The following is a 21633-nucleotide window of genomic DNA, read 5'->3' as shown; positions in this document are numbered from 1 at the left end:
AGGCCCGACAAGCCCAAACACGCCCCTCGCCCTTGTGTCGCAAGGGTTCGGGGCGGACTTGGGCGGGTAAGGACGCTAATCGGTCATTTGACCGATCCGCGACACCTGTCGCGTACCGCCATCAGAGCTTGAAGACGGGGAAGGACGAGGTGTCGAGCGTGCCGACGATGCCCGGGGTCGGCCGGGACGGCGCCTGCTCCTCCTGGGGGCCGGCCAGGGCGGCGTCCCGGACGGCGGCGGCCACGGTCTTGGCGACGTCCTTGTGGAAGACGCTCGGGATGATGTAGTTGGCGTTCAGCTCGTCGTCCGCGACGGTGGTGGCCAGCGCGCGGGCGGCGGCGATCATCATCTCGGTGTTGACGGTCCGGCTCTGCGCGTCCAGCAGGCCGCGGAAGACACCCGGGAAGACCAGCACGTTGTTGATCTGGTTCGGGAAGTCGCTGCGGCCGGTGGCGACCACCGCGGCGGTCTGGCGGGCGATCGCCGGGTCGACCTCCGGGTCCGGGTTGGCCAGCGCGAAGACGATCGCGTCCTCGGCCATGGTGGCCAGGTCGTCGCCGTCCAGCACGTTCGGGGCCGAGACGCCGATGAAGACGTCGGCGCCCGCCACGGCCTCCTTGAGGCTGCCGGTGCGACCCGAGCGGTTGGTGTGCTCGGCGATCCAGCGCAGCGAGTCGTTGAGGTCCTCACGGCCCTGGTGGACCACGCCCAGCACGTCCGCGACGGTGGCGTGCTCGACGCCGGCCGCCAGCAGCAGCTTGAGGATCGCGGTGCCGGCGGCGCCGGCGCCCGACATCACCACCCGGATGTCGCCGATCTCCTTGCCGACCACCTTGAGCGCGTTGGTCAGCGCCGCCAGCACCACGATCGCGGTGCCGTGCTGGTCGTCGTGGAAGACCGGGATGTCCAGGGCCTCGCGCAGCCGGGCCTCGATCTCGAAGCAGCGCGGCGCGGAGATGTCCTCCAGGTTGATGCCGGCGAAGCCGGGGGCGATCGCCTTGACGATGGCCACGATCTCGTCGGTGTCCTGGGTGTCCAGGCAGATCGGCCAGGCGTCGATGCCGGCGAAGCGCTTGAACAGGGCCGCCTTGCCCTCCATCACCGGCAGCGCGGCCGCCGGGCCGATGTTGCCCAGGCCCAGCACCGCGGAGCCGTCGGTGACCACGGCGACGCTGTTGCGCTTGATGGTCAGGCGGCGGGCGTCCTCGGGGTTCTCGGCGATCGCCATGCAGACCCGGGCGACGCCCGGGGTGTAGATCATGCTCAGGTCGTCGCGGTTGCGGATCGGGAGCTTCGAGGACATCTCGATCTTGCCGCCGAGGTGCATCAGGAAGGTGCGGTCCGAGACCTTGCCGATCGACACGCCGTCGATGGTGCGGAGCTTCTCGACGATCTCCTCGCCGTGCGCGACCGAGGACGCGGCCACCGTCACGTCGATCCGCAGGGCCTCCAGGCCGGAGGCGGTCACGTCGAGGCCGGTGACCGAGCCGCCGGAGGACTCGACCGCCGTGGTGATCGCACTGACGGCGTTGCCCCTGGCCGGGACCTCCAGCCGCACCGTGATCGAGTTGGAGACACTGGGCACCGTCGCCATCGACGTTTCCTTCTTCCGTCCGTCAGCTGCTTCAACAGAATGTTGAAGCCCTTCGCCTGCGCATGCTAGACCTCGATCGTCGCACCTACCAGGGCGAAGCCAGAAATAACGTTCATTGAGTGTGCGGACTCGACAACTTCTTGCCTCCCCGGGCAGATGCGTTACATTGGACGGGACACCGGCTCGATCCAAGCCCCCGGGCCCAACCTTCGTCCCTTCGAGGGACCACTTGCCGCGAGGCGAGCATGGCGGGTCGGTGTCATCAACGTCTGAAGGCCCCTCACCACCGGTGGGGGGCCTTCTTCGTGCCCGCGGCACGCGACGGTCGGTCAGCCGTGCAGCAGCGCCGGCACCCCGGCCGCGTCCGGCAGGTCGTCCGGACCGGAGAGCACCGTCAGCCGCTGGGTCGCCCGGGTGAGGGCCACGTAGAGCACCCGCAGACCGGCCTCCGACTCGCCGGCGATCCCGGTCGGGTCGGCCACCACGGTCGCGTCGTACTCCAGGCCCTTGGCCTCCAGGCTGCCCAGGGCCACCGCACGGGCGCCCAGACCCTCGATCCAGCCCGCCGCCTCGGCCCGCCGGTCCATCGGCACGACGACCGCCACGGTGCCGTCCACCTCCGCCAGCAGCCGCTCCAGCTCCGCCCGGGCCGCCGCGCCGAAGGCCCGGGGCGACGGATCGGTGACGGCCGCGAAGCGCGGCTCCACGCCGACGTGGCGCACCGCGCTCGGCGAGGGCGTGCCCGGGGCCGCCAGCGCCAGCACCTTGGCCGCGACCTCGGCGATCTCGGCGGGGTTGCGGTAGTTCACGGTCAGCGTGAACCGCCGGCGCGGCTTGCCGGCCAGCACCTCGTCCAGCGCGGCCTGCGCCTCCTGCGGGAACGGCCAGGAGGACTGCGCCGGGTCGCCGACGATCGTCCAGGTGGCCATCCGGGCGCGGCGCCCGATCATCCGCCACTGCATCGGGGTGAGGTCCTGCGCCTCGTCCACGATGATGTGCGCGTACTCGGTGCGCTCCACCGGCACCTTCTCCCGCTGTCTGGAGCTGCGGTCGGCGAAGGTGGTGACCTCGTCCAGCCCGCTCAGCAGGTCCACCGCGTCCACCTCGCGGACCTTCGGGCGGGCCGCCTCGCCGAGCAGCACCTGGAGCTCGTCCACCAGCGCGACGTCGTGCGCCGACAGCGCGCCCTCGCCGCGCTCGGACAGGTGACGCCAGGAGCCGGCCAGCACCCTGGCCTCCTCCGGGGTGACGGCGCGACGGGCGATCCGGTTGGTGTGCCGGCTCTGCTTCAGCGTGGCGAGCACCCGACGCGGGGTCAGCGCGGGCCACCAGGCGTCCAGGAAGTCCAGGAACGGCGCCTCGTCCGAGACGTAGTCGTCGAAGGACTCCTTCTCCTCCTGGCGCTGCTCCCGGGCGTAGTGGTCGGCGGGCCTGGGCAGGTGCCGGGTGAGCTCCTGCCAGAGGGCGTCCAGCAGCAGCCTGCGGGCGCGCGGGCGCAGCAGGTTCAGCGGGGTGCCGCCGGAGCCGATCACGTGGCCGCGGACGGCCTTCAGCCGGCCGGCGTCCAGCCGCAGCACCTCGCCGCGGGCGACCACCTTGAGCTCCTGCGGCGCGCCCAGCTCCAGGGCGCCCCTGGCGGCCCGGCGCAGCAGCTGCGTCATCCGGGCCGAGCCCTTGATCCGGGCCGCCTCCGGGGTGTCGTAGGTGCCCGCCTCGATGCCGTCCACCAGCGAGCCGACCGCGCGGACGGCGACCTGCCCCTCCTCGCCGAGCGAGGGCAGCACGCCCTCGGTGTAGGAGACCAGCAGCGGGGTCGGGGAGACCACCAGGATGCCCCCGGCGTAGCGGCGGCGGTCCTGGTAGAGCAGGAAGGCGGCGCGGTGCAGGGCGACGGCGGTCTTGCCGGTGCCGGGACCGCCGGTGACCAGGGTGGCCCCGGCCGCGGCGGCGCGGATCACCTCGTCCTGCTCCTTCTGGATGGACGAGACGATGTCGCGCATCGAGTGGCTGCGGGCCCGGCCGAGCGAGGCCATCAGCGCGCCGTCGCCGACCACGGCCAGCTCGCGGCCGTCCAGGGTGGGGGTCAGATCGGGGCGGAGCAGGTCGTCCTCGACCCCGATCACCCGGCGGCCCTTGGACCGGATCACCCGGCGGCGGACCACCCGGCCCGGCTCCAGCGGCGTGGCGCGGTAGAAGGGCGCCGCCGCGGGCGCCCGCCAGTCGATCACCAGCGGGCCGTACTCGGCGTCCAGCACCCCGAGCCGGCCGATGTGCAGGGTCTCGGCGACGGCCGGGTCGGCCGGGTCGAGCGGGGTGTCCGAGGGGATGCCGTGCTCCTCCGGCGCATCGGCCTGCTGGAGGTCGATCCGGCCGAAGAGGAAGTCCTCGAATTCGTTGTTGAGCCGCTGGAGGTGCGCGCCGGCTCGGTACACCTGGGCGTCGCGCTCGGCGAGCGCGCCGGGGGTGCCGACCTGCACGCGCTTGGCGGCGTCCTCCAGGATGTACTCGGCCTCGGCGAGCTTCTCCTCCAGGCGGTGGTAGACCGTGTCGAGGTGACGCTGTTCCCCGGCGATCTCGCGCTCGCGGACGGTCTCGGAATCGGTGACGGCGGTGGTGTCCGTGTTGCTCTGCATGGCCTCGGTGGTTGCGGCGGAGTACTGGGTGGAGCCGGTCTCGCCCAAGAAGCCCCCCGACGTACGTCCTGCGATGGATGGGGTCCGGCCCGGCGAAACGAGCGGACGGAAAATCCTACGCCCCCACCCCTCCCCCGCGCCGCACCAGGGCCGGAATGTGGCGCGGGAGGCTCCGGACGGGACCCGGGACGCACGAAGGCCGCCCCCCGCTGAGCGGTGGGCGGCCTTCGATCTTCAAACATGGGGTGGTGGAGATGCCGGGAATCGAACCCGGGTCCAGTGGAGTGGATTCAGGACTTCTCCGAGCGCAGTCCGCTGTGATTTTCTCGGCCCTGGCGGTCACGCGGACAAGCCGCCAACAGGCCCAGCTGCTGTTTGATTTCCCCTCCACCCCCGCAGCCCGGGTGGACGGTTGAGTTCCCTAGATTATGCCAGGATCCGGGTCGGGAACTCCCCGGTCTGACACCCAAGCGCTATCGGTGCTTATTAGGCAGCGAGAGCGAACTGCTGGGAATCGCGCTTAGAGTTGGCGATTATTTGTTTGCGACAGATGGTTAACGAGATCATTGCCGCGTTCCTCGGCTCGCTTCTCCTGTTTCGACTTCCCCTGTCGAAACCGATCATCCCCATGTTTTGTTGAGAAACAACTCGGACGGCGAACCGTCCGTGGTGCTGGCGCCATACTACGCGAGGCGGCCTGCGAGGGTCCAGCGGATTAACTCCGACGTGGCCGCCGGGTCACTGCTGGCGCCGCCGGGCGGCGGCCACGGCGCGGGCCGTCTCGCGGGTGTCCTGCTTCTCCCGCAGCGTCTGGCGCTTGTCGTACAGCTTCTTGCCGACGGCGAGTGCCAGTTCGAGCTTCACCCGGCCGTCCTTGAAGTACAGCGAGAGCGGGATCAGGGTGTGACCCGCGTCCCGGACCTTCGCCTCGATCTTGTGGATCTCCAGCCGGTGCAGCAGCAGCTTGCGCTTGCGCCGCGCGGCGTGGTTGGTCCACGTCCCCTGGGTGTACTCGGGGATGAAGACGTTGTCGATCCAGGCCTCGTGGTTCTGGATGTAGGCATAGCCGTCGACCAGGTTGGCCCGCCCCTCGCGCAGTGACTTGACCTCGGTGCCGGTGAGCACGAGACCGCACTCGTAGGTGTCGAGGATGGTGTACTCGTGTCGCGCCTTCTTGTTCTGCGCGATCAGCTTGTGTCCGGTTTCCTTTGCCATAGCGCCGCCATTCTCGCACCTCGACGCGGTGGCGGGCAGCTCCTTTACCCGCGGTGCCTCAGGTCCGGGTGCCGAGGCCGGCGAGCACCCGCAGGGCCAGCGCGCCGGCGTCCTCGGTGCCGGACGCGGGCACGTCGGGCACCAGGCCGACGCCCTCCGGGGAGCGGCCGGCGGGGGTGTAGTAGCGCCCGACGGTCAGCTCCAGCACCGCGCCGTCGGCCAGCCGGCTGGGCTGCTGGACGGTGCCCTTGCCGAAGGTCCGGCCGCCCACCACGACGGCCCGGCTGCGGTCCTGGAGGGCGCCGGTGAGCAGCTCGGCGGCGCTCATGGTGCCGCCGTCCACCAGCACCACCAGCGGGGTGCGCTGGTCGCCGCCGGGCGGGGCGGTCAGCTCGCGCGTCCCGCCGCGCTCCTGGTAGGAGCCGACCGGGCCGCCGTCCAGGAAGACCGCGGCGGTGCCGGCGGCCTCCTCGACCAGCCCGCCGGAGTTCCCCCGCAGGTCGAGCACCACCCCGTGGGCGCCGTGCAAGGCGGCGCGCACCTGCTCGGCGACGCCGCTGGTGAAGGCCCGCACGGTGATCCGCACGACCCCCTTGTCCAGCCGCTCCACCGCGACCTGCTGACTGTCCAGCAGGGCCCGCCGCAGCCGGACCTCGCGGACCTCGCCATCGCCGCGCCGGACGGTCAGGGTCACCTCGGAGCCGGCCTGGCGCTCGCCCTCGCGGCCGCGCAGCCGGGCGACCACTTCGGTGACCGGCAGCCGGTCGGCCTGGTCCGCGTCGATCGTCAGCAGCCGGTCGCCCACCGCGATCCCGGCGGCGGCGGCCGGACCGGCCGGCAGCACCTGGGAGACGGTGGTGACGCCGTCCTGGCCCCGGCCGACCGAGAGGCCCACGCCGAGGTAGCGGCCGTCCAGGCCCTGGCTGAACTCGGCGTACTCCCGCGCGCTGTAGTAGGCGCCCCAGCGGTCGCCGGTGGCGCCGATCAGGTGCTCGGCCTGCTGCTCGGAGAGGGCCGCGCCGGCCGGGTCCTGGCCGCCCCCGACCGTGGCGACGGCGGCCGGGGCCGCGTCGCCGGAGGGCCGCGGGTGCGGCGCGGCCGGGTCGCCCCAGGCACCGGTCGCGGCCCCGGCCAGCAGCACGGCGCCGAACACCAGGCTGAGGGTGACCACCTGACGTGCTCTGCGCGGAGTTTCTGGCATGGCATCGGAGTGTAGGCGCAGCGTGCGGGGCGGTGGGCCGGATCGGCCGACGGCGAAACCCCGACGGCCCCGGACGGCGCAGTGCCGTCCGGGGCCGTCGGGGCCGTGCGGGGTCAGACCTTGAGGTACTTGCGCAGGGTGAAGAACGCCGCGATGCCGGCCATGCCCATACCGACCACCACCAGCAGCGGTATCACCGCCAGCACCGAACCGAGCCCGATGAAGTGGATGAACTGCACCCGCTCGGCCAGCCAGCTGTGGACGAAGAAGTGCCCGCCGAGCAGCAGTCCGGAGGCCATCACCGCGCCGAGCAGCGCGGCGAACGCCGCCTCGGCGATGAAGGGCATCTGGACGTAGAAGTTCGAGGCACCGACCAGGCGCATGATGCCGGTCTCGCGCCGCCTGCTGAACGCCGACACCCGGACGGTGTTCACGATCAGCAGCAACGCGACGAAGAGCATCAGCACCATGATCACGAAGGCCGCGGTCTGGAGGCCGTTCAGCAGGCCGAACAGGTTCTCCAGGATCTTGCGCTGGTCCTCGACCGACTTCACCCCGGGCTTGCCCGCGAAGGCGCTCTGGATGACGTCGTACTTGGTCGGGTCGTTCAGCTTCACCCGCCAGGACTGCGGGATGGCCTCCGGCCCGAGGACGGAGATGAGCGGGTTGTCCGGGTTCATCTCCTTCCAGTGCTTGTAGGCCTCGGCGGAGTCCTCGAACACGGAGGACTGGACGACCGAGTCCATCTTGTCGAGCTGGGTCTTGATGTCGGCGATCTGCTGGTCGGTGGCCGCACCCGCCTGGCACTGCGGCGAGTTGCGGGCATCCGCCTTGGTGCAGAAGTAGATGCTCACCTCGACCTTGTCGTACCAGTACCCCTTCATGGAGTTCACCTGGTCACGAACCAGCAGGGAGGCACCGGCGAGGGCGAGGGAGAGCGCGACACTGACGACCACCGCGATGGTCATCGTCAGGTTGCGGCGGAGACCCACACCGATCTCCGACAGGACGAACTGGGCGCGCATGCGGGTAACAACTCCAGGGTCGGTTGCTGGTCGGGCGAGACGGGCCGGCGGCCTACGGGATCAGTGCTGGTACCCGTAGACGCCGCGGGCCTGGTCGCGGACCAGCAGCCCCTTGTCGAGTTCGATGACGCGCTTGCGCATCTGGTCGACGATGGCCTGGTCGTGCGTGGCCATCAGCACCGTGGTGCCGGTGCGGTTGATCCGGTCCAGCAGCTTCATGATGCCGACCGAGTTCTGCGGGTCGAGGTTGCCGGTGGGCTCGTCCGCGATCAGCAGCATCGGGCGGTTCACGAACGCCCGGGCGATCGCGACGCGCTGCTGCTCACCACCGGAGAGCTCGCCCGGCATGCGGTCCTCCTTGCCGCCGAGGCCGACCAGGTCCAGCACCTCGGGCACCACCTTGTTGATGGCGCTCTTGGGCTTGCCGATCACTTCGAGGGCGAAGGCCACGTTCTGCGCGACCGTCTTGTTGGGCAGCAGGCGGAAGTCCTGGAAGACGGTGCCCAGCTGGCGGCGCATGTGCGGCACCTTCCAGTTGGACAGCTTGCCCAGGTCCTTGCCCATCACGTGCACCTCGCCGGTGCTGGGGCGCTCCTCGCGCAGGCACAGGCGCAGGAAGGTGGACTTGCCCGAGCCGGACGAACCGACCAGGAAGACGAACTCACCCTTCTCGATCTCCAGCGAGACGTTGTCCAGGGCGGGACGGTTCTGCTTGGGATAGGTCTTGGAGACGTTGTCGAATCTGATCACGGCTGCATCACGGAGGCCATCCTAGGCGGCGCCAGTCCTCGGTCGGTCCACCCCGGGCGCCCGGCCCGGGGGCGGGCGGCGGGAGCGGAAAGGGCCGCTCCCGGCTTGGGACCATACGCGAACCGGCGTCCGGCTCGCAGGGCCGGCCCGGGACGGAAACCTCATCTTGGGAGACAATGTCCGGTTATGCCCGGAAAATTTGGGGGCATCTCACAGCCCAGGGGCCGGAACGGTCGGAACCTGGCAGAGTGGAGGTGGTGGCCGGGGCCGGCCACTCCCCCGCACAGGGCAAGAACAGGAACCAAAGCCCCGTCCGGTGCGTTGGCAGTAGCAGCGAGGAGGAGATCGCATGACCTGCGACCATCTGGTGTGCGCCAACTGCAACGGCCGCGTGAGCGATGGCCGCTGCCCCGTGTGCCGCGCCAACCGGGCCCGGCTGCAGGAGCAGCAGGGCCCGTTCGCCGCGCTCTCCCCCGTGATGCTGCTGGCCCTGCTGGCCGGGCTGATCGCGGTGGCACTGATCGCCCGGCAGGCGCTGGCCTGAGCCACGACGGACAGCCGGAAGGCCCCCGACGGATCTCCGTCGGGGGCCTTCCGTCGTTCACGCTCAGTTCGCGGCGGTCTCGCGCTGCTTGCGCCAGCGGATGCCGGCCTCGATGAAGCCGTCGATGTCGCCGTCCAGCACGCCCTGCGGGTTGCCGACCTCGTACTCGGTGCGGACGTCCTTCACCATCTGGTACGGGTGCAGCACGTAGGAGCGCATCTGGTTGCCCCAGGAGCTGCCGCTGTCCTTCAGCGCGTCCATGGCCGCCCGCTCCTCCTGGCGCCGCCGCTCCAGCAGCTTGGCCTGGAGGACGTTCATCGCGGACGCCTTGTTCTGGATCTGCGAGCGCTCGTTCTGGCAGGAGACCACGACGCCGGTCGGGAGGTGCGTGATGCGCACCGCCGAGTCGGTGGTGTTGACGCCCTGGCCGCCGGGGCCGGACGCGCGGTAGACGTCGATCCGCAGCTCGGACTCGTCGATGTCGACGTGGTCGGACTGCTCGACGACGGGGAGCACCTCGACACCGGCGAAGGAGGTCTGCCGGCGGCCCTGGTTGTCGAAGGGCGAGATGCGGACCAGGCGGTGGGTGCCCTGCTCGACCGAGAGGGTGCCGTAGGCGTAGGGCGCCTTGACGGTGAAGGTCGCGGACTTGATGCCGGCCTCCTCCGCGTACGAGGTGTCGTACACCTCGGTGGGGTACCCGTGCCGCTCGGCCCAGCGCAGGTACATCCGCATCAGCTGCTCGGCGAAGTCGGCGGCGTCCACGCCACCGGCCTCGGCACGGATGTTGATCAGCGCCTCGCGGGCGTCGTACTCGCCGGACAGGAGGGTGCGGACCTCCAGCTCCTCGACCGCCTTCATGACGACCCCGAGCTCCTGCTCGGCCTCGACGCGGGTGTCCGCGTCGTCCTCGGCCTCGGCGAGCTCGAACAGGACGCCCAGGTCGTCGATGCGGCTGCGCAGGCCTTCGACGCGGCGCAGTTCACCCTGGAGGAAGGAGAGCCGGCTGGTCACCTTCTGCGCGTTCGCGAGGTCGTCCCACAGGTCGGGGGCGGCTGCCTCCTCCTCCAGACGCGCGATGTCGGCCCGGATCTTGTCCAGGTCGAGGACTGCCTCGATCGACCCCATGGTCGTGTCGAGGTTCTTGAGCTCTTCGGAAGGATCGACGGCTGCCACGCACCCAGGGTAATGGTTCCGGGGGGGCACCTGGCGACACCGGGGTCGCCGGGCCTCCTACGGGGCCCGCGGCGGCGCGGAGTGGACGGCCGGACGGGGCGCCTGCCCGCCCTCCGGCGCGGTGGCGGCGAAGGCGGTCCAGGCGGCGGCCGCACCGGCCAGCAGCAGCACGGTGGCCAGCAGGACGGCCAGCAGCCGGCGGCGGCGCAGCAGGGCCTGGCGGTCCCGGCGGTGGGTGGCGCCCGGGGCGGTGCGCTGCGCCCGGGACTCGGCGGCGTAGGAGGCCAGCTCCTGCGCGGAGGGGCGGCGCAGGCTGGTGTGGGTGTCCCGGGTGGAGTCGGGGGCGACCCCGGGCACCAGCGGGACGGCCGGGCCGCGGCGGCGCTTGTGGGCGCCGGGGGCGGCGTCCACCTCGGCGTACACCGCCTCGCCGGGGGTCAGCTGCTCCTCGGCCGGGGTCCGGCCCTGCTGCGGGACGGCGAGCACCGGCAGTCCGGCCAGCGCGGGCAGCTGCTCGCGGAGCCGGGTGGCCAGCTCGGCGGCGCGCAGCCGGGAGGCCGGGGCCTTGGCCAGGCACTCGGCGATGATCCGCCAGAGGCCGTCGGGCAGCCCGGGGACGGGCGGCACCTGCTCGGTGACGTGGCGGCGCAGCACGGCGCCGGTGTGGCCGCCGCCGAACGGGGTGGAACCGGCCAGCAGCTCGTAGAGCACGGTGGCGAGCGCGTAGATGTCGACGGCGGCGCGCGGCTCCAGGCCCTCGATGATCTCGGGGGCGAGGTAGTCGGGGGTGCCGATGATCCGGGTGGCGCGGGTCCGGCGTGGGGCGTCGACCAGGCGGGCCACGCCGAAGTCGGTCAGCTTGGCGCGCGGGGCGCCGCCGGGGCCGGGCGCGGCGGCGAGGTCGAGCAGGACGTTCTCCGGCTTGACGTCGCGGTGGACGATGCCGGCGGCGTGCGCGGCGGCCAGGCCGTCGGCGACGTCGGCGATGACCGAGACGGCGGTCTGCGGGGCGAGCGCGCCGTCGCGCTCCAGCCGGGAGCGCAGGTCGGTGCCCTGGACCAGCTCCATCACCAGGGCGAGGTCGCTGCCGTCGACCACCATGTCGCGCACGCCGACCACCCGGGGGTGGTCGAGGCTGGTCAGCGCGGCGCGCTCCTGGACGAAGCGGCCGACCAGGACCTGGTCGGCGGCGAGGTCCTCGCGCAGCAGCTTGACCGCGACCGGGCCGTCCGGGCCCTCACCGAGCCAGACCGTCCCGGCGGAACCCCGGCCGATCACCTGGTGGACGGTGTAGCGGCTGCCGATCTTGCGTGCCAATGCTGCTCCGTGGGCGGCGGGAGCGCGCGGGGGAGGGTCCGGTGCGCTCGGTGGGGCGGGACAACAGCGACCAACCTACGCGCCCGAACGCCCTTCGCGGGCCGCCTGAGGCCGCTCGGCGGGCACTGACGGGCGAGAAATCTCGTGGATTGTCGATAAAGCGTCAATGTTGCCGCCGGGCCCGGCCCCTGGCGCGGCGCCGGGCCCCCGCGGTCAGCTCTTGGAGCTGCCGACGATATTGCTCACCCAGTCGCTCGCCCTGCTGAACCAGTCCTGGACGTCGGCCCAGTACTGCGGGAGCGGTGTGAAGTTCCACAGCGCCACCGCCGCCACGGCCAGCACCAGCAGCACCATCAGACAGCCCTTGAGGCAGCCGAGGCCCGGGATGTACATCCGGTTGCGGCTGCGCCGGCGCGGCTCGCGGGCCGGCGCGGCCTCCCGCCGGGCGGGCTCCGGCGGTGCCTCGCGGCGCTGCGGGGGCTCCCGCCGCTGCGGCGCGGGCGGCTCCGCCCGCCGCTGCGGGGCGGGCGGCGGCGGGGCCGGGTAGCCGCCGGGCGGGCCGGCCTGCGGCTGCTGCCGCCCGTAGGGCTGCGGGGCCTGGTTGTGCTGCGGGGCCTGGTTGTAGCCGCCCGGCGGCTGCGGGCGGCCGCCGGGGGCCTGGCCCCCCTGCCCCGCCTGGTAGGGCGGCGGGGCCACCGGCGGGCGCTGGGCGTAGCCGGGCGGCGGGGCCTGCTGGTAGCCGCGCGGCGGCGGCTGCTGGGGGTAGCCCTGCGGCCCCTGCGGCCGGGGCTGACCGCCCTGGCCGCCCTGGTCGGCCCGGCCGCCCGGTCGGGCCTGGTACGGCGGCGGGGCAACCGGCGGAGCCTCGAAGTCCGCCGGGTCGAAGTAGCCGATCTCGGTCTGCTGGTTGCGGTCGCGGGCGGCGCGCAGCTGGCTCTGCCAGGGGTGCGGCGCCTCCGGCTGCGGCGGTCCCGGCGGGGTGGGCGGCATCACCTGGGTACGGTCCGCGGCGCCGTACGGGGCGGCCGGCGGCGGCTGGGTGCCCATCACCCGGGTCGCGGCGGCCGGGTCGTAGTGCTGCCCGCCCGGCTGGCCGGCCGGCAGCACCTGGGTCCGGTCCTCCGTACCCGGCCCACCCGCGGCGGCGTCGGGCAGGACGCCCGGCGGGTTGCCCGGCACGGCGGCCGGCTGCGGGTCCGGCAGCAGCAGCGCGCCCACCGCGAGCGCCGCGTCCACCGCCGCCGGGGAGGCGTGCACGCCGACCCCGGCCGCGACCACCCGCAGCGCGCGGGCCAGCGCGACGGCGCTCGGCCGCTGCGCCGGGTCCTTGCGCAGGCAGCGCTCGATCACCGTCCAGAGCGGGTCGGGCATGGTGGAGGGCCGCTGCGGCTCCTGGGCGAGGTGCGCCTGGAGGATCTGCAGCGGGCCGTCGCCCTGGAACGGCTGGCGGCCGGTGACCAGCTCGTACAGCATGATCCCGGCGCCGTAGACGTCCACCGCGGAGGTCTGCGGGCGGCCCTCGGCGGACTCGGGCGCGACGTACGCCGGAGTGCCGACGAACTCGTGGGTGCGGGTGATGCCGGGAGAGTCGGCGAGGCGGGCGATGCCGAAGTCGGTCAGCATCGGGTGCATCTGCTCGGTGCCGTCCACCACGGTGGAGGCGAGCAGCACGTTGGCCGGCTTGAGGTCGCGGTGGACGACGCCGTCGGCGTGGCTGGCCGCCAGCGCGTCGGCGACCTGGGCCATCAGCAGGGCGCCGGCGATCGGGCTGAACGGGCCGTTGCCGCGCAGGTAGCGGGCCAGGTCGGGGCCCTCGATCAGGTCCATCACCAGGGCCAGCAGCTCACCCTCGACCACCAGGTCGCGGACCTTGACGATGTTGGGGTGGGTCAGCCGCAGCAGCAGCGAGCGCTCGCGCAGGAAGCGCATCACCACGTCGGGGTCGGCCGCGAGCTCCTCGCGCAGCACCTTGATCGCCACCGGCTGCCCGGGCTCGCTGCCGGGCACCGCGACATCCGCGCGGACCCGTCCGCGCCAGACGGTGCCGGTGGCCCCCCGTCCGAGGGTCTCCTCAAGCAGATACTTGCTGCCGACTGGCCGCACCTGTCGCACTCCTCGCCGTGCCGCCCGCGCGGGGCGCTCCTCCGCAGGTGCGGTGAGCCTGCCGGGCCCGTGTTGCGGCCACTCTAACCGGGTCCGTTCACGTTTTCGGGGCGACCGGCGAGGGTTCCGGACGGGTCTGGGGGACATCCCCTAGGGGGGTCCCCGAGGCCGGCGGGCGGGGCGTTCGGGGGGACGGTTGACCTGACCCTCCGTCGCCCCCACCATGGCGATGATCGCAAGATCGTCAAATCCGGTACCGTGCGCGGACTGTCGGTGACGGATGGCAGGATGACAGTCGCCACTCTTGTGGCCCACCGTCGTCGCAGCCGCCCGCAGGGGCGTCCACCGCAGGCAGCCCGGGCAGCAAGCGTCAGCACCAGGTGTCAGCACCAGCAGAAGGGACCGCGGGCGAGATGCAGATCCGGCTGACCGTCCTCCGACCGCGCAGCGGCCCGGCAGCCGCCGGCTCCGCCATCCCCTACGTGGACGTGCTGGTCACCGCGCCCGTCGGCACCGCGCTCGGCTCCCTCGCGGGCGCCCTCGCGGGCGCCGTGGGCGTGCGCGGCCCACGAGCCGCCACCCATGTACACCTGTACGCCGGGGCGCACCGGGTGGACGAGCACACCCTGCTCGGCCACCCCCCGCTGCTCGACGGCGCCGTCCTCAGCCTCAACGAGCCCGACCCGACCGCCGACGACCCGGACGACGGCCCGGCCGCCGCCGAGCTGCGGGTGGTCGGCGGCCCCGACGCCGGCGGCGTGCACCGCCTGCACGGCCGGGAGATCCGGGTCGGCCGCTCCGGCGAGGCCGACGTCCCGCTCGACGACCCCGACGTCTCCCGCCTCCACCTCGCGCTGCACCTCGGGGAGGACGGCCGGGTCACCGTGCGGGACCTCGGCTCCACCAACGGCACCACCCTGGACGGCCGGATCGTCCCGCCCGGACCGCCCGAGGAGGCCGTCCCGCTGGAGGGCGGCGCCCTGCTGCGGATCGGCGAGTCCACCCTGCGGGTCACCCCGCCGGATCCCGGGTCCGGCCCGGGCGCGCCCGCCCGCGCGGCGCTGCCCGACGGCCACGGCCACCTCCAGCTCGCCGCACCCGCCCCCGCGCGGCCCGCGCCGCCGGTGGCCGAACCGCCCGCCGCGCCCGAGCCCGCCCCCGGCCGCGGCCGGGGCCTGCTCTCGCTCCGGCTCGGCCGCGCCGGCGCCGAGCCGCCCGGCCAGGAGAGCGCCGAACGCCACCACGCCGCCGTCCGCACCCGGCAGGCCGCCGCCCAGCGCGAGCGCTGGCCCGACCTCGCCACCCTGCTGCTCAACGCCCTCGGCCCGGGCCCGCGGCTCTGGGAGCGCGGCCCCGGCCACCCCGACGCGCTCACCCTGCGCCTCGGCACGGCCGACCGGCCCGGCGGGCCCGGCACCACCCCCGGCACGCTGCTGCCCGCCGTCCCGGTCACCCTCGACCTGCAGACCGCCGGCAGCCTCGGCCTCAGCGGCCCGCGCGAGCGGCTGGACGCCCTCACCCGCGCGGTCGTCGCCCAGCTGGCCGCCCTGCACCCGCCCACCGGCCTCAGCCTCGTCGTGGTCGACGCCGACCCGGCGCGGCCCGCGCAGGACCGCGTCGACACCTGGGCCTGGGCGCTGTGGCTGCCGCACCTGCGCCCCGTCGACGGCCAGGACTGCCGGCTGTTGATCGGCCTCGACGACGAGCAGGCCACCGCCCGCCTCGCCGAGCTCACCGCCCGGCTCAGCGGCCCGGTCGGGCTCGGCGGCCAGCCCGCCACCGTGGTCGTGGTCGACGGCCGCCCGCCCGGCGACGCCGCCCGGCAGGCGCTCGACCTGCTGCTGCGCCAGGGTCCGGCCGTCGGCATCTTCCCGATCTGCCTCGCCGAACAGCCCGAGCTGCTGCCGCGCGGCGTCGGCGCCACCGCCCTGATCACCGGCGAGGTCGGCACCCAGCTCTCCCTCGACCGGCCGGTCGCCCGGGGCCGCGAGACGCTGCACGAGGTCTCGCTGGACGCCGTCTCCGACGTCTGGGCCGAACGGCTGGCCCGCGTCCTCGCCCCGCTGCGCGAGGCCGTCCCCGCCGCCCGCGGCCCGCTGCCCGACGCGCTGCGCCTGCTCGACCTGCTGCAGCTCGACACCGTCACCCCGGCCAAGCTCTCGGCCCGCTGGGCCGCGCACGCCGGCGGCATCGGCGCCGCCACCGCCCTGCTGGGCACCACCCGCGACGAGCTCTGCACCCTCGACCTCGCCGACCCCGAGCTCACCCTGCCCTCGCCCGACCCGGGCGGCCCGCACCTGCTCATCGGCGGCGCGCGCGGCTCGGGCAAGACCGAGCTGCTGCGCACCCTGGTCGCCTCGCTGGCCGTCTCCGAGCGGCCCGAGCGGCTGGCCGTCTCCCTCATCGAGGGCCGGGCGACGGAGGAGGGCCTGGACGGCTGTACCGAGCTGCCGCACGTCACCGGGCTGGTCAACGCCGCCACCGACCCGCGCGCCGCACTGCTCGCGGCGGAGGCACTGGAGGACGAACTCGCCCTGCGCGAGCGGCTGTTCGACGGCCTGGACTTCGCCTCCTGGCACGCGGCCCGCATCTTGGACGGCGAGCGGGGCCTGGCCGGAGAGCGAGGCCTGGACGGCGAGCGCGGGCAGGACGACGCCCGGGGCCTGGAAGCGGGGCGGCCGGCCGTCCCGGTACCCGCCGCGGTCGGCGCCGCCGGCACCACGGCGCCGGCGACCACCGCCAGGATCATCCACCCCCGCAACGGCGACTCCCCCCGGTCCGCCGCCCCTGCCCCCGTGGTGCCCGCCCGGCTGGTCGTCGTGGTGGACGACTACGACGCCCTGCTCGCCCCGACCTCCCCGGCCGGCCGGCCCCTGGCCCGCGCCCTCGCGGCCGTCGCCCGCCGCGGCGGCCCGCTCGGCGTCCACCTCGCCGTCACCACCGGCCGCCCCGAGGAGAGCGCCGGCACCGAGGTCGACGAGGCCGCGCTGCTGCGGATCGCGCTGCGCACCGACGACCCGGCCGACTCGGACCTGCTGATCCACCTCGGTGACGCCGCCGCCCTGGGCGAGGACACCCCCGGCCGCGGCTATCTGCGGCTGCCGGACGGCGGTGTCACCGCGTTCCAGAGCGCCCGGATCAGCGGCCGCATCCCGCGGACCGCCACCCTGCGGCCGACGGTGGTCGCGATAGACCCGCTCCAGCTCGGTGCCCCGCCGGCCCGCCGGCCGGTGCGCGAGCTCGGCAACGGCCCGACCGACCTCGCCCTGCTGGCGAGCGCGCTCCAGCGGGCGGCCACGCACTGACACGGCGGCGGGGCGGACCGGTCGCCGGTCCGCCCCGCCCCCGGTCGTCCGGCGCGCGGGTGCTCAGGAGCAGTACATGCCGCGGTTCGCCACGGCCAGGCCGCCGACCTTGTCGCCGTCCAGGGTGAACTCGTACTTCCAGCCCTGCGTGCCCCGGCCGCCCTCGACCGGCATCTCGTACTTACCGCTCTCGGCCAGCTCCAGCCCCTTGTCGCCGTAGGCCTGCCTGAGCGCCTCGACCGTCGAACCGGCCCCGATGCCCTCGGCGGTCCGGGCGCCCGCCGGGGCCACCAGCTCGCGCAGACCCTCCGGGCCGAACCCGGCCCGGCCGGTGGCCAGGAACGCGGCGTCACGGGTCGCCCGCGCGGCCTTCAGCTCGTCGGTGGCCTTGGCCAGCTGTTCGAGCGTCCCCTGGTTGGCCTTCATCCGCTCGGTCTCGGCCAGCAGCAGCGCGGAGTGCGCCTTGAGGTCCTGCAGCGTGGGATTGGACGGGAGGGGCGGCACCGCGCCGGGGGTGCTCCGCCCGGCCTGCGCCTTGGCCTCCAGCTCGTCGATCTTGGCCTGGAGGGCCGCCTCGGCCGCCATCCTGGCCGCGTCCGGCGCCGGGCCGCCCTTGTAGACGAAGTCGGTGCAGCCGTTGAGCAGCGACACCGGGGCCGCCTCCAGGGCGCCGACGGCCAGCGCCGCGTCCTTCGCCATGCCGGGCTTGAGTCCCCGGTAGCCGGCGGCGCCGAACGGCTCCGGGGCCGGGCTCGCGCTGGTCGCCGCCGGGGCGGCCGCGGTCTTCCCGTCGGAGTCACAGGCCGCCGCCCCCGTGACGAGCAGCGCCACGGTCAGCGCGGTCCCCACGGTGCGCCTGATGCGCGTCGTCGTCATGATGATCTTCCCCCTTGTCGCGGGCCACCGTACCGAAGCCGGATCGGCGTCGCGGCCGGTGGGTCCGTGCCACGGACACGGACCCACCGCGGCGAGCGGCACAGGAGGCGCGGCGGCTCAGGAGGACGGCGGAGCGCCGGTCCCGCGGGCGTAGTGGGCGCCGGCGAGGACGGCGGCCATCAACTCCGCGTCCAGGACGGAGGTGTCGGCCAGCCTGGTCGCCGCCGCGTGGGAGTTGAGCAGCGTCTTGGTGACCCGCAGCGCGGCTTCGGGGCGGCGCGTCACGGGCCGGACCCACTCGGCCACCGCCACGTCCAGCTCCTCCTCGGGGACGACCCGCTGGAGGATGGAGAGGTCGTACGCCTCGGCGGCACCGACCGGGCGGCCGGTGAGGATGATCTCGCGGGCCCGGGCCGCGCCCACCTCGTGCAGCAGTCGGGGCAGCAGGCCGCCCCACGCGACGGGCAGGCCGAGGGCGAGTTCGGGCAGCCGGAAGGCGGCCGTGTCGGCGCCGACCCGCAGGTCACAGGCGAGGGCCAGCGCGAAGCCGGCGCCGATCGCCCGGCCCTGGACCCGCGCGATGGTGACGGCCGGGCTGTCGGTGAGGGCCGCGCAGACCTGGCGGGCCAGGGTGCCGGCGGTGCGGATGCCGCCACCCGTGGGGTCCGCGCCGAGCGAGTCGGCGAACTCGTCCCGGTCGCCGCCGAGGCAGAAGTCCGGACCGGCGCCGGACAGCACCACGGCGCGGACGGCCGGGTCCGGCGCGGCCAGCACGGCGAGGAGGTCGCGCAGCACGGCCTCGGTGACGGCGTTGCCGGTCTCGGGGCTGTCCAGCTCGACGTACAGCACCGCGCCCCGGCGCTCGGCGTGGACGGCGCGGGGCGCCGGGGTGTGGGAACCGGCGGGCTCCGGATCGCCCGCCTGGTACGCGGCGCGGTCATGGGCCGCCTCGCCCGCGGGGGCCCGCCCGGGCGGCGCCGGCGGCTGGAGGGGGTACGGAGGGTACGGGATCGCCTCGGAGGAAACGTTCATGCCGCCACTCTCAAGGACATCACCCGGTGGAAGACCATCCGGGGTGCGAACTCGGGCTGGCCCACCACCCGCAGGGTCGGGAAGCGCCGCAGCAGCTGCCCCAGCAGGGTGCGCGCCTCCAGCCGGGCCAGGGCCGCGCCGAGGCAGTAGTGGGCGCCCCCGCCGAAGGCGATGTGGGAGCCCTTGCGGAGGACGTCGAAGGTGTGCGGAGCCGGATTGCGGCGCGGGTCGCGGTTGGCCGCGCCGTACATCACGTGGACCATGGTGTCCTTGGGAATGAACACCCCGGCCAGCTCCGTGTCCTCCCCCGCCACCCGGCTGTTGAGGCGGACCGGCGGGTCGTAGCGCAGCGCCTCCTCGACCGCGTCGTCGATGTGCTCCGGCCGGGCCCGCAGCCAGTCCCAGGTGCCCGGGGACCGGAGCAGCGACCACACCATCAGGGAGAGCGACGCCGCCGTGGCCTCCAGCGACGCGATGGTGACGAACATGGTGAGCTCGTAGACGGTCCGGTCGGTGGCCTCGCGGTCCGACTCCAGCGCGTCCCAGGTGCGGATCCAACCGGACACCACGTCGTCACCCGGATGGGCACGACGCTCCTGGACGAGGTCGGTGAAGTACCGGCGCAGGTGCAGCGTGGCCGCTTCGGAGATCGCCAACTGGCTCTTGGTGGGCAGGAGCTCCTGGGCGTGCACCTGATTGTGGGTGATCTCCAGGATGTGCGCGTAGTCCTCCGGCGGAAGGTCCAGCCAGCGCCCGATGGTGTTGATCGGGAGCCGGTCGCCGACCAGTGAGGCCAGGTCCGCCTCGCCGTCCACGCGTATTCGCTCGGCCAGCCGGTCGAGCAGCTCGGTGACGTCGGCCTCGATCTCCGGCGCCAGGGCCTGGAGGGTGTGGCGGCCGAAGAGGTTCCCGAGGCCCTGCCGCTGCCGGGTGTGGACGGGGGCGTTGAGCCGGTGGAGGGTCCGGCTCATCTCCTGGGTGGCGACGGCCTGCCAGCGCTCGGTCTCGGTCTGCCGCCCCTGCCAGGCCAGGTCGGGGACGAGCCAGTTCCTGCCGCGCAGGACCTGGTCGCACGCGTCGTAACCGGTGACCAGGTACCCGCCCCACGGCGCCGGCACGAGATCGCCCATGGCCCGCAGCTCGTCGTAGATCGGGAACGGATCGGCCAGCCCCTCCGCCGACCGCAGCCGCCGTAGCAACGGCACGGCGGCGCGGCGGTCGACGGTTCCAGCACGGCACTCCGGCGTCCCGGGGCGGGCTTCCATCATGGCGGTCACACGGGGCTCCTTGCGCTGGCGGGCAGTACGGCGGCGACCTACCCACCGGGAGCACGCTCAAGCGTCGAACGGAGTTGCCCCCGTCACATGCGCGAAGTCACCGGACCACGTGCACCGCTGAGCGGTCGTCCGGTCTCCCGCGCCGTCCCGGTCAGAGCCGGAAGACGTCCAGGAAGGAACTCCACCACCCCTTCTGCTTGGCCGGGGCCCGGCCCGCGGCGGGCGCCGCGGCGGTGGCGGCCGGCGGGTGCGGCGTCCCGTTGGCGGCGGCCTGGCCGGCCGGCGGGCCACCGAGGCCGGCTCCCGTGCCCGCCACCGGGGGGCGGACGGGCGCCGGGCTGAACCGCACCGGCAGCGAGACCAGTCCGCGCTGGAACGGGCCCGGCCGCCAGCCCACGCTCTGCGCGGGCACCGCGAGCGTGACGTCCGGCAGCGCGTTGAGCAGGCACTCGATCGCGGTCAGCGCGATCAGCTGGGCCGGCGACTTGGCCGGGCAGGCGTGCGGGCCGGCGCCCCAGGCCAGGTGGGCGCCCTTGCTGAGGGTCAGTCGGGCGTCGGTCAGCGCCGGGTCGGTGTTGGCGGCGGCGAAGCTGATCACCACCGGGCTGTCCGCGGGCATCCGGACCCCGCCCACCTCGACGTCCTGCATCGGGAAGTGCGTCGCGTAGTTGGCGATCGGCGGGTTGTTCCACAGCACGTCGTCGAGGGCGTCCTCGATGCGCATCCCGGAGCCGGCGTCACCGGACAGCAGCAGGAGCAGCGCGTTGCCTATCAGGTTGCGCTCGGGCTCGACCCCGGCGCCCATCAGCATGACCAGCTGGTCCTTGAGCTCCTCGTCGCGCAGCCCGGCCGGGTGCTGGACGAGCCACGAGGTGATGTCGTCGCCGGGCTGGCGGCGCTTCAGCGCGACCAGGTCCATCAGGCAGGCGTTCAGCTCCTCGTTGGCCTGGAGCACGTCCAGCCCGTCGAAGAGCGCGGACATGCTGCGGGTCAGCCGGTCGCCGATGTCGGCCGGGCAGCCGAAGAGCTGGTTGAACAGCAGCAGCGGCAGCAGCTTGGCGTAGTCGTTGATCAGGTCGGCCCGGCCCAGCGGGCTGAACTGGTCGATCAGGTAGCCGGCGATCCGCTCGACGTGCCGGTTGAGCCGGTTGTCGTTGAGCCGCTCCAGGCTCTCGGTGACGGCCTTGCGCAGCCGGAGGTGCTCGGTGCCGTCCGTGAACAGGCAGTTGGGCCGGTAGAACATCATCGGCAGGACGGGGCTGTCCATCGGCACCCGCCCCTCCTTCAGCGCCGACCACCGCCGGGAGTCCCGGGCGAACAGCCCCGGGTTCTGCAGCACCCGCAGGGCGACCTCGTGCGAGGTCACCAGCGTGGCGTCCACACCGGGCGACAACTCCACGGGCGCGACGGGGCCGTGCGCGCGCAGCGCGTCGTAGACCGCCTCGGGGTCGGACGAGAACATCTCCCCGTACAGCGGGGTCGGGCCGCCGTGCATCGGGCAGCCCGGGGGCGGCGACTGCGGGGCGGAGCGCTGCGGAGATTCCATGGGTCGTTCCTCGGAAATGGCCCCGGGCGGGTGCGGCCC

General features: G+C 73.9%; 15 protein-coding genes and 1 other RNA gene. 2 read left to right on the top strand and 14 right to left on the bottom strand.

Features of this window, described 5'->3' with window-relative positions:
* Window positions 1–121: 121 nt before the first annotated feature.
* From ACIF6L_RS30140 to ftsE, 7 genes are all read right to left on the bottom strand, one after another.
* Window positions 122–1594 (bottom strand): NAD-dependent malic enzyme, encoded by a 1473-nt coding sequence (locus ACIF6L_RS30140; protein WP_329487878.1) that lies wholly within the window; start codon window positions 1592–1594, stop codon window positions 122–124.
* Between the two features lie 329 nt (window positions 1595–1923).
* Window positions 1924–4227, bottom strand: a complete 2304-nt coding sequence (locus ACIF6L_RS30135; protein WP_329492116.1) for a UvrD-helicase domain-containing protein — start codon at window positions 4225–4227, stop codon at window positions 1924–1926.
* A 246-nt stretch (window positions 4228–4473) separates the two neighbouring features.
* Window positions 4474–4855: a transfer-messenger RNA gene (ssrA, locus tag ACIF6L_RS30130) on the bottom strand.
* Window positions 4856–4965: 110 nt separating this feature from the next.
* Window positions 4966–5442 (bottom strand): SsrA-binding protein SmpB, encoded by a 477-nt coding sequence (smpB, locus tag ACIF6L_RS30125; RefSeq protein WP_329487879.1) that lies wholly within the window; start codon window positions 5440–5442, stop codon window positions 4966–4968.
* 58 nt (window positions 5443–5500) lie between these two features.
* Window positions 5501–6643: a S41 family peptidase gene (locus ACIF6L_RS30120; protein WP_396490690.1), complete on the bottom strand. Its 1143-nt coding sequence runs from the start codon at window positions 6641–6643 to the stop codon at window positions 5501–5503.
* A 113-nt stretch (window positions 6644–6756) separates the two neighbouring features.
* Window positions 6757–7668, bottom strand: coding sequence for a permease-like cell division protein FtsX (gene ftsX, locus ACIF6L_RS30115; RefSeq protein WP_329487881.1), 912 nt, complete (start codon window positions 7666–7668; stop codon window positions 6757–6759).
* A 60-nt stretch (window positions 7669–7728) separates the two neighbouring features.
* Window positions 7729–8418 carry a cell division ATP-binding protein FtsE gene (ftsE, locus tag ACIF6L_RS30110; protein ID WP_329487882.1) on the bottom strand — a complete coding sequence of 230 codons (690 nt, stop codon included), beginning with the start codon at window positions 8416–8418 and terminating at the stop codon, window positions 7729–7731.
* Window positions 8419–8767: 349 nt separating this feature from the next.
* Between ftsE and ACIF6L_RS30105 the strand changes: the two genes are divergently transcribed.
* Window positions 8768–8962, top strand: a complete 195-nt coding sequence (locus ACIF6L_RS30105; RefSeq protein ID WP_329487883.1) for a hypothetical protein — start codon at window positions 8768–8770, stop codon at window positions 8960–8962.
* 63 nt (window positions 8963–9025) lie between these two features.
* On the opposite strand, the gene prfB is transcribed toward ACIF6L_RS30105, so the two are convergent.
* The 3 genes from prfB to ACIF6L_RS30090 all read right to left on the bottom strand — a co-directional run bounded on the left by prfB (window position 9026) and on the right by ACIF6L_RS30090 (window position 13558).
* On the bottom strand, window positions 9026–10138 hold the full coding sequence (gene prfB / locus ACIF6L_RS30100; RefSeq protein WP_329487884.1) for a peptide chain release factor 2: 1113 nt from the start codon (window positions 10136–10138) through the stop codon (window positions 9026–9028).
* 57 nt (window positions 10139–10195) lie between these two features.
* Complete coding sequence (locus ACIF6L_RS30095) at window positions 10196–11455, bottom strand: serine/threonine-protein kinase (RefSeq protein ID WP_359809219.1); 1260 nt, start codon at window positions 11453–11455, stop codon at window positions 10196–10198.
* Window positions 11456–11668: 213 nt separating this feature from the next.
* Window positions 11669–13558, bottom strand: coding sequence for a serine/threonine-protein kinase (locus ACIF6L_RS30090; RefSeq protein ID WP_359838802.1), 1890 nt, complete (start codon window positions 13556–13558; stop codon window positions 11669–11671).
* A gap of 413 nt (window positions 13559–13971) precedes the next feature.
* Between ACIF6L_RS30090 and ACIF6L_RS30085 the strand changes: the two genes are divergently transcribed.
* Window positions 13972–16863, top strand: coding sequence for an FtsK/SpoIIIE domain-containing protein (locus ACIF6L_RS30085; protein WP_396490691.1), 2892 nt, complete (start codon window positions 13972–13974; stop codon window positions 16861–16863).
* A 63-nt stretch (window positions 16864–16926) separates the two neighbouring features.
* Here ACIF6L_RS30085 and ACIF6L_RS30080 read toward each other — a convergent pair whose 3' ends face one another.
* From ACIF6L_RS30080 to ACIF6L_RS30065, 4 genes are all read right to left on the bottom strand, one after another.
* On the bottom strand, window positions 16927–17739 hold the full coding sequence (locus ACIF6L_RS30080; protein WP_359809214.1) for a hypothetical protein: 813 nt from the start codon (window positions 17737–17739) through the stop codon (window positions 16927–16929).
* Between the two features lie 117 nt (window positions 17740–17856).
* Window positions 17857–18771, bottom strand: a complete 915-nt coding sequence (locus ACIF6L_RS30075; protein ID WP_396490692.1) for an enoyl-CoA hydratase/isomerase family protein — start codon at window positions 18769–18771, stop codon at window positions 17857–17859.
* Window positions 18768–19901: a cytochrome P450 gene (locus ACIF6L_RS30070; protein WP_359809231.1), complete on the bottom strand. Its 1134-nt coding sequence runs from the start codon at window positions 19899–19901 to the stop codon at window positions 18768–18770. The genes ACIF6L_RS30075 and ACIF6L_RS30070 overlap by 4 nt, the downstream gene beginning before the upstream one ends.
* A 298-nt stretch (window positions 19902–20199) precedes the next feature.
* Window positions 20200–21594, bottom strand: coding sequence for a cytochrome P450 (locus ACIF6L_RS30065; RefSeq protein WP_396490693.1), 1395 nt, complete (start codon window positions 21592–21594; stop codon window positions 20200–20202).
* Window positions 21595–21633: the final 39 nt, after the last annotated feature.

It is taken from the genome of Kitasatospora sp. NPDC086009, from assembly GCF_044540385.1.
Lineage (GTDB): Bacteria > Actinomycetota > Actinomycetes > Streptomycetales > Streptomycetaceae > Kitasatospora.
Note: the sequence above shows the minus strand (reverse complement) of the source record. Positions and strands in the feature narration are given on the sequence as shown.